Annotated in this window: 6 protein-coding genes and 2 rRNA genes; 4 read left to right on the top strand and 4 right to left on the bottom strand. The window is 38.9% G+C overall.

Annotated elements, in window-relative coordinates:
- Together ATS75_RS18560 and rrf are read left to right on the top strand one after the other, a co-directional pair.
- A 23S ribosomal RNA gene (locus tag ATS75_RS18560) occupies positions 1-309 on the top strand; the annotation flags it as partial.
- Positions 310-442: 133 nt separating this feature from the next.
- Positions 443-557, top strand: a 5S ribosomal RNA gene (gene rrf / locus ATS75_RS18555).
- A gap of 1416 nt (positions 558-1973) precedes the next feature.
- On the opposite strand, the gene ATS75_RS18545 is transcribed toward rrf, so the two are convergent.
- From ATS75_RS18545 to ATS75_RS18535, 3 genes are all read right to left on the bottom strand, one after another.
- Positions 1974-2399, bottom strand: coding sequence for a secondary thiamine-phosphate synthase enzyme YjbQ (locus ATS75_RS18545; RefSeq protein WP_058561912.1), 426 nt, complete (start codon positions 2397-2399; stop codon positions 1974-1976).
- Complete coding sequence (locus tag ATS75_RS18540) at positions 2396-2863, bottom strand: chemotaxis protein CheX (protein ID WP_058561911.1); 468 nt, start codon at positions 2861-2863, stop codon at positions 2396-2398. Before ATS75_RS18540 ends, ATS75_RS18545 begins: the two co-directional genes overlap by 4 nt.
- Before the next feature lie 82 nt (positions 2864-2945).
- Positions 2946-3380: a transcriptional repressor gene (locus tag ATS75_RS18535; RefSeq protein WP_058561910.1), complete on the bottom strand. Its 435-nt coding sequence runs from the start codon at positions 3378-3380 to the stop codon at positions 2946-2948.
- Between the two features lie 309 nt (positions 3381-3689).
- Here ATS75_RS18535 and ATS75_RS18530 point away from each other — a divergent pair, with 309 nt between their 5' ends.
- Positions 3690-4622: a DUF3369 domain-containing protein gene (locus ATS75_RS18530; RefSeq protein ID WP_152996248.1), complete on the top strand. Its 933-nt coding sequence runs from the start codon at positions 3690-3692 to the stop codon at positions 4620-4622.
- An 85-nt stretch (positions 4623-4707) separates the two neighbouring features.
- Positions 4708-6363, top strand: a complete 1656-nt coding sequence (locus ATS75_RS18525) for an ATP-binding protein (RefSeq protein ID WP_235591210.1) — start codon at positions 4708-4710, stop codon at positions 6361-6363.
- A 530-nt stretch (positions 6364-6893) separates the two neighbouring features.
- Here ATS75_RS18525 and ATS75_RS18520 read toward each other — a convergent pair.
- Positions 6894-7181, bottom strand: coding sequence for a pyocin activator PrtN family protein (locus tag ATS75_RS18520; protein WP_058561908.1), 288 nt, complete (start codon positions 7179-7181; stop codon positions 6894-6896).
- Positions 7182-7227: the final 46 nt, after the last annotated feature.

Below are 7227 nucleotides of genomic sequence, written 5' to 3'. Positions count from 1 at the left end.
TGAGACAGTTCGGTCCCTATCTGCCGTGGGCGTTTGAGAATTGAGAGGGGTTGCTCCTAGTACGAGAGGACCGGAGTGAACGAACCGCTGGTGTTCGGGTTGTCATGCCAATGGCATTGCCCGGTAGCTACGTTCGGAACTGATAAGCGCTGAAAGCATCTAAGCGCGAAGCAGGCCTCGAGATGAGTTCTCACTAGACTTTTAAAGTCTCTGAAGGGCCGTTGAAGACTACAACGTTGATAGGCAAGATGTGGAAGCATGGTGACATGTTAAGCTAACTTGTACTAATTACCCGTGAGGCTTAACCATACAACGCCAAACGCGTTTTATGTGACTGTTTAAGCGCAGAAGTTAATAGACTAAAGTAGATTACAGAAAACTTTATTATCAGATATTCCAAATTTTAGTTAGTGCGTAGCGATACGGACTGACACCAAATTTGCTTGGTGACAATAGCGTTTTGGACCCACCTGACCCCATGCCGAACTCAGTAGTGAAACGAAACAGCGCCGATGATAGTGTAGCATTTGTTATGTGAAAGTAGGTCATCGCCAGGCTCCAAATAAGAGAAACCCGTTACAGCGATGTGACGGGTTTTTTGTTGTCTGGGATAAAGTAAATACATCAGGCCACGCCCTCCTGCTGTACTCAGTAGTGAAACGACACAGCGTAAAGGTCAACGATGGTATAGCATTTGTTATGTGACTCTTTACTGCTGTAGGCACACGGTCATCCTACTGCGTAGCGCACCATGGCTCCAAATAAGAGAAACCCGTTACAGCAATGTAGCGGGTTTTTTGTTGTCTGGGATAAAGTAAATACATCAGGCCACGCCCTCCTGCTGTACTCAGTAGTGAAACGACACGGCGTAAAGGCCAACGATGTTGTAGCATTTGTTATGTGACTCTTTACTGCTGTAGGCACACGGTCATCCTACTGCGTAGCGCACCATGGCTCCAAATACAAGAAAGCCCGACTCGAAAGAGCCGGGCTTTTTTACGTCTGAAAGAAAACTAAATAGTAAGCGAGGGTAAAGCTAGCGAGTCGCATAGTCGCAACCTAGACACCGTAGCGTGGGTTGAGTATCAGGTGCCCCACGGAAAAAAGAACGCCCCGACCGATGAGAGAGTTGCATTTGTCAAGCGACTCTTTACTGCTGCAGGCACGCGGTCATCCTACTGCGTAGCCCGCTATGGCTCTAAATAAAGAAAGTGAAGGTATAGTCGTCTCGAAGATCCTAATTATTGTACAAAACAGCGCTAAGGCTAGGTCCGACGCCAGGGTAGTGTCACCCAATACCGCGCATGGATTCGCTGAGAATTATGAGACCTATGGGTATCATAGCGCCACGAATGAAAATAATATCAATATTTTTAATAAGTGATCTAACCTACTTTTTTGAAATTATAACTTAGTTTTCAAATGTTGGTTGCTCTCTTAGACTATCCTCATGTTCACTTTGCGCTGTCCATAAAGAGGTTAAAAGTCGTTTCGCTTAAAGAGTTATGAGATAAGGTTCTTATACCAATCCTCAATAATACTTAATCATTTTGCGGGGCTAAACGTGTTGCTACCTGCGTTAAGAAATTCTCATTTAGAACAATTAAACAGCAAATTTTTTGCCTAGTTATCAACATGTTTTTCCATCCTCAAAATAGAGCACTTAATTAAGTGAATTGGTATTAAATTAATATGTGTGACAAACGTGATGTTCGATTACAGTGCTCTAAATACAGCAGACATTATAAATCGGATTCTAGATATTTTGGCCTTTGGATTGCTATACACCTGATTATTTAGTATTTCAAGTAGCGTGTTATGGAAGGTCTTCATCAAATTTAAGTATCTCATGAACTAAATATGATTGGTATAAATCAGCTGGCGAGTTCGCTAGGGAGAGGTTAGCGATAAATCAGTGCTATTCATTGTTTTTATGTAATATAACGGTCTAATTATTATAAATTAACTAAAGCTTAAACTTGACCTTGTAAGGTTGCTACTATGTGTCGGCTGCCACCATGATCTCTATGCTCACCAAGGTAAATCCCTTGCCACGTCCCCAGCTGTAATCGACCGTTGTTTATAGGGATAGATAATTCACATCCTAATGTACTCGTTTTGATGTGTGCGGGCATGTCGTCGTCACCCTCATAGTCGTGAAGGTAATAAGGTTGGCGTTCAGGGACAAATTTATTGAAATGACTTTCCATATCCATACGAACGGTTGGATCGGCATTTTCGTTAATAGTTAAACTTGCAGATGTGTGTTGAATAAATAAGTGGAGTATACCAATTTTGTAATCAGCTAGCTCGATGAGCTGTGGTAGAATTTCATCATCAATAATATGAAAACCTCGCGAACGAGGTTTTAATTTAATCGTTTTTTGTAACCAACTCATAGTTTATCAAAGCTGACTTCAATATTTGCGTTCCCAGAGTCAGAAGTGAAAGGGATTAAAATCTTCGCTCCTTCGCTTTTATGAGTAATTGTATGACCTTCTCCTGATACCACGATAGGTGTTGCCATATCAAAGTCATAACCTTTCTCACCAAGCAAATTTTTTGCACCACCCGTTACCATGTTTGTTATTTCACCAACCATATCAGTAACTTCCTCGTTAACAGAGTCAGGTCTCTCGCCGAGCATACGTTCCATAATTGTAAGCGCTAGGCTTTTATCAAAGGTGATAGAAAAAGAGCCTTTGGTTTGCGGGCCTACCATACCTATCAATCCTGAAACATCACCACAGGCAATTTCATCTTTTTTGATTCTAGGTTTTCCAGGCTTTAACTCTGTTTGCGCCATAGTGCTTAACACATTTAGTAAGGAAGCTAGAAAAGGATTGATAAACTCTACATTCATTGTTACTTATCCCTTAAGTTTGGCAGTTAAACTGCGTTTATATACTTTAAAGTGTAGTGCTTTATTTTAGCTCTGCACTTTATTATTCTTTACACGATGCACATTGTCCATGCGCTTCAATTGTTTGACCAGAGACAATAAAGCCACTTTCAGCCGCTAAACTATTTAATTCGTGTGATATCAGAGTTGAGTGTAATTCTTTAACAAAACCACAACTATCACAAATTAAAAGTTGTACAGGGTGTATATGATCAAAATGGTGACACAGCATAAATGCATTTGTGCTTTCAATTTTATGTATAAAACCTAGTTCAGACAAAAAGTCTAATGCACGGTAAATTGTTGCAGGTTTAGCACCTGACTCAGTAAGCTTTAGCTGTTCGAGTAAATCATAGGCGCCAACACCACCTTGTGCACTTGCTAGGAGGCGAAATACTTTTTCACGGATAGGTGTAAATCGTGCCCCACGATTATCGCAAACATGTTTGGCTTTACTAACGAGTGATTCTATATTCATCTTCTCTTATCCTTACGCTACCGTGACATACTAACATATTGTATTGTAGTTGCAGTGTTTTTGTTAGGCAGTTTTATCCTAAAAATCGCGATGTTGAATGCATTATTTGCAATTTTATATGTTCATTTTTATATTTAGAGCTGCAAGAAAGTTTGGTTTTGCAGCCTTACAAAGCCAATATTTCGCCGAAATAAGCGGCAAACAACGAATTCCCTAGTTTATTGGTTACACATTATTCAGTGAGTTTAGAGTGTAACTTTTCGAGTTTTCGGTGTGCAGCTTTCCTTGTTTTTGATTAATTGCGTTTTTTTGCTAAATTTAGTTTACCTTCGTTATATCTGTGAATTTGAAATGGACTGGCTGGCTGATAATGCTGAAATAAAACCAAACCTCCGAAAACCATGGAAAATACTCATTGTTGATGATGATCAAGAAGTTCATAAGTCGACTAAGTTAGCAATGAAACTATTTGATTTCATGGGCCGAGGACTTGAATTCATGAGTGCCTACAGCGGGGCTGAGGCTAAAACAGTTTTAACTAACCATAATGATGTTGCTGTTATCTTATTAGATGTTGTGATGGAAACTGACGATGCCGGGTTAAAGTTAGTTAATTTTATTCGTAATGAACTTAAAAACACGAGTTCTCGGATTGTTTTAAGAACGGGGCAAGCAGGACTTGCTCCAGAGAGTGAAATCATAAAAAGTTATGACATAGATGGCTACAAGGCGAAAACAGAAATAACGCAAAATAGTCTATACCATTTATTCTATGTTTCTCTTCGGTCTTATCGTGACATATATCGTTTAGGCAGTTATAAAAATGCACTTAAGGCATTGTTAAACTCTGTATTAAAGGTCGATAAGTTAGGTGATATAGACGCTTTTTCTACCTACTTACTACGCTACTTAACAGAGGTATTGGATGCGTATGAAGCAGAGTTAATTGTAAATAAAAAAACAGCTTCTCAAATATGTATTAAAAGTGGCAAGCGCGCTGTATTTAACGCACGTACCGACATTCACACTGAGGTTAATACAGCTGCTTTTATTGACGAAGTATCCACAAAGCAGGGAATTTGTTATGAAGGTAAGTATGTAGGAATTTATTACCGCAGTAACGAAAATATAGAGGCAGTGGTTATTCTTGAAGTTGAGTCTGAGCTCGATAGCAATGCTATCGAGCTCGTCGAGATTTTTGCAGAGCATGTTTGCTCACTTATTGAGAAGTTAATAGGATAAATACAACGTGCAGCATTTTGATTTAGGGAAAATAATAACGTCCTTAAAGTCCACTTATGGAAAGGACTTTCTAGATACGATAACAATGCAATTGCATAAATCTATTGGGGCTCAATTTACATTCATCGCTAAGTTAGATGACAGTCGTACGATTTCTCAAACCTTGTCTTTAGTGGCAGGTAATGACTTTGCTGAGAACTTTAAATACAGGCTTGAAGATACCCCATGTGCTGATGTAAGTGGGGACTCAACGTGTATTTATCCGCGTCAGATTTGCCATCTTTACCCCAAGGATCAATTGTTGATTGATATGGGAGTTGATGGGTATGTTGGCGCGCCATTACATGATTCGAAAGGGGAAGTGTGCGGTCTTGTTGTGGCTCTTTATATTGCTCCAATCAAGGATGCGGAGAACGTTGCTGCTCTATTTGAGTTATTTGCGGGCCGTATCTCTGCAGAGTTAGAGCGAGCAGAGAGTGAACTTGCCCTCAATGAATTAAATCAGTCACTTGAACAAAAAGTGGCGTATAGAACTTACGAACTCGAAGCAGTCATTAAGCAATTAAAGCAATCGCAAAAACAGCTTATTGAGCAAGAGAAACTGGCTTCTTTAGGGCGACTTGTGGCTGGCGTTGCACATGAGGTGAATACTCCGTTAGGAGTTGCTGTCTTAGGTACTTCGACCATGATCTCTGGGATAAATCAGCTCGAAGCAAAGCTGATTGAGGGATCGCTCAGTAAGCAAGATCTAGAGTCATTTATTGTTGATGGGAAAGAATCTAGCCGTGCGGTTGAGTTTAATCTAAATCGCGCGAGCGAGCTGGTTGCTAACTTTAAGCAAATGGCCACCGATTTTCATAGTGACCCCAAAGGGGAGGTTAATCTTAGTGAATGGATAAACTCTATTTCTACCAGCTTAAAGCCCTTACTTAAAAAGCCTGGTATAAATTTGCAATTAGAGTTACCAGAAAAAGCAATCAAAGTGGTTACATACCCATCAAGATTAGCGCAGGTTATTACAAATTTAGTGACTAATGCAATTAATCATGCTTATCCTAAAAACTTTAAAGTTATTGATAAAATAATCACATTAAAGCTTACTGGTAACGCTAAAAAGTATACGATTTCTGTCTCTGATAATGGCATAGGAATGGACAATGAAACTCAGTCTAAGATGTTTGATCCGTTTTACACGACTAATCGCACATCTGGAGGCATGGGGCTAGGAATGACAATAGTCCATAATTTAGTGACTAGCTCACTGAATGGACGATTTACGATAGAAAGTCAGATTAATAAAGGGAGTATTATTAGCATCCTTTTTGATAATGAGGACGATGATAAACGCCTACTTAAAAATAGTTTTAAACGTGCCACTCAAAACAGCTACCAGTTTTATACCCACTTTCATGATAGCTTGACGGGCAGCAGCGATACAATCAAACAATTATTTCAACGTGTTGATTTAAAACGGCAGCAAACAATGGTTTTGCAATCAATTAATTTATTTATAAATAATATCAATACATTGGAAATTCTTTTTAATAGTGACTCGTTTAAAGGTATCGTTAAAAAGCACAAAGGCATGGGAATTACGAATCAATTAGTGGTTACTTGGAAAGAGTGTTTAATTAACACGATTGCGCAATATGATCAGGAGTTTGATGAAAAATTAGAAGGCGCATGGGATAGCTCGCTGAGTGAATTTATAGATTTTTTTATAGAAGAAATAAATCGTTAACATACCATGTGACAAAATGTTCAGCTTGAAGTGTAAGGCTTAAATATTAGTAAAAATTTAAAGCGCACAGCTCATTGCTGATATTATTGAACTCATCACTTTAAATGAATATTTTGTCTTGGTTGTGTATAATCTCGCTTTTAGGTTTATTGTAAGCTGTACATTCTAATTCATTAGATAAATATGGGTGGGCGTGTTAGTAAAAATTAGCAATAGACAATCCTGACTTTTAGTCAATGAAATGAGTTACCTAGGTAATAGGTTATTCAGAGCGATTAAGGTTTTATGAGTAATAATTTAAACTCGGACTCTGGTCCAGCAAAGTCAAATAATTCAGATTTTAGACGTTTCTCTGTCGCCCCCATGCTTGATTGGCGTGATTGATTTGTTTTTTTCTTGTAAATCAATGGTTTGTTTGTGCTTTAGTTTGGCAGGGTACAAAAGGGTACAAAAGGGTGCGGATGGAGTTGCTTTTTAATTTAAACAATAAAGAAAGGGGACAATTTCTTGTCCCCTTACTGTGCTTCACATTAAAAACTTTGTGCTTTACCCCACTCAATTCTAGCTGCTGAACATCGGTCTTCAATGTAAGCAGCCAGATCTTGCATATGAACAACCCACGGTGCTTTTTGACTGTTATACATACGAGTAACAGCAAAAGGTAACTCGTTACTCTTTGCTTTGCTTTTCGCTGAATTAACACTCAAACCTAATACCTTAAAAGCAAAATCTTCTAAGGGTATTAATGTAGTAGCCCCATATTCTGCCATGAGTAAGTACATTGTTTGAGATTGTGCCGCGTTTCTTGCTTTAGTCATAAGATCACCTGATCGTTAGTTGCATCAGCTCTTACTAACTTTCATC

The sequence above is a fragment of the Pseudoalteromonas sp. H105 genome (assembly GCF_001469215.1).
In the GTDB taxonomy this organism is placed as follows: Bacteria; Pseudomonadota; Gammaproteobacteria; order Enterobacterales; family Alteromonadaceae; genus Pseudoalteromonas.
The sequence above is the reverse complement of the archived record's forward strand: the minus strand, read 5'-3'. Positions and strand labels throughout refer to the sequence as shown.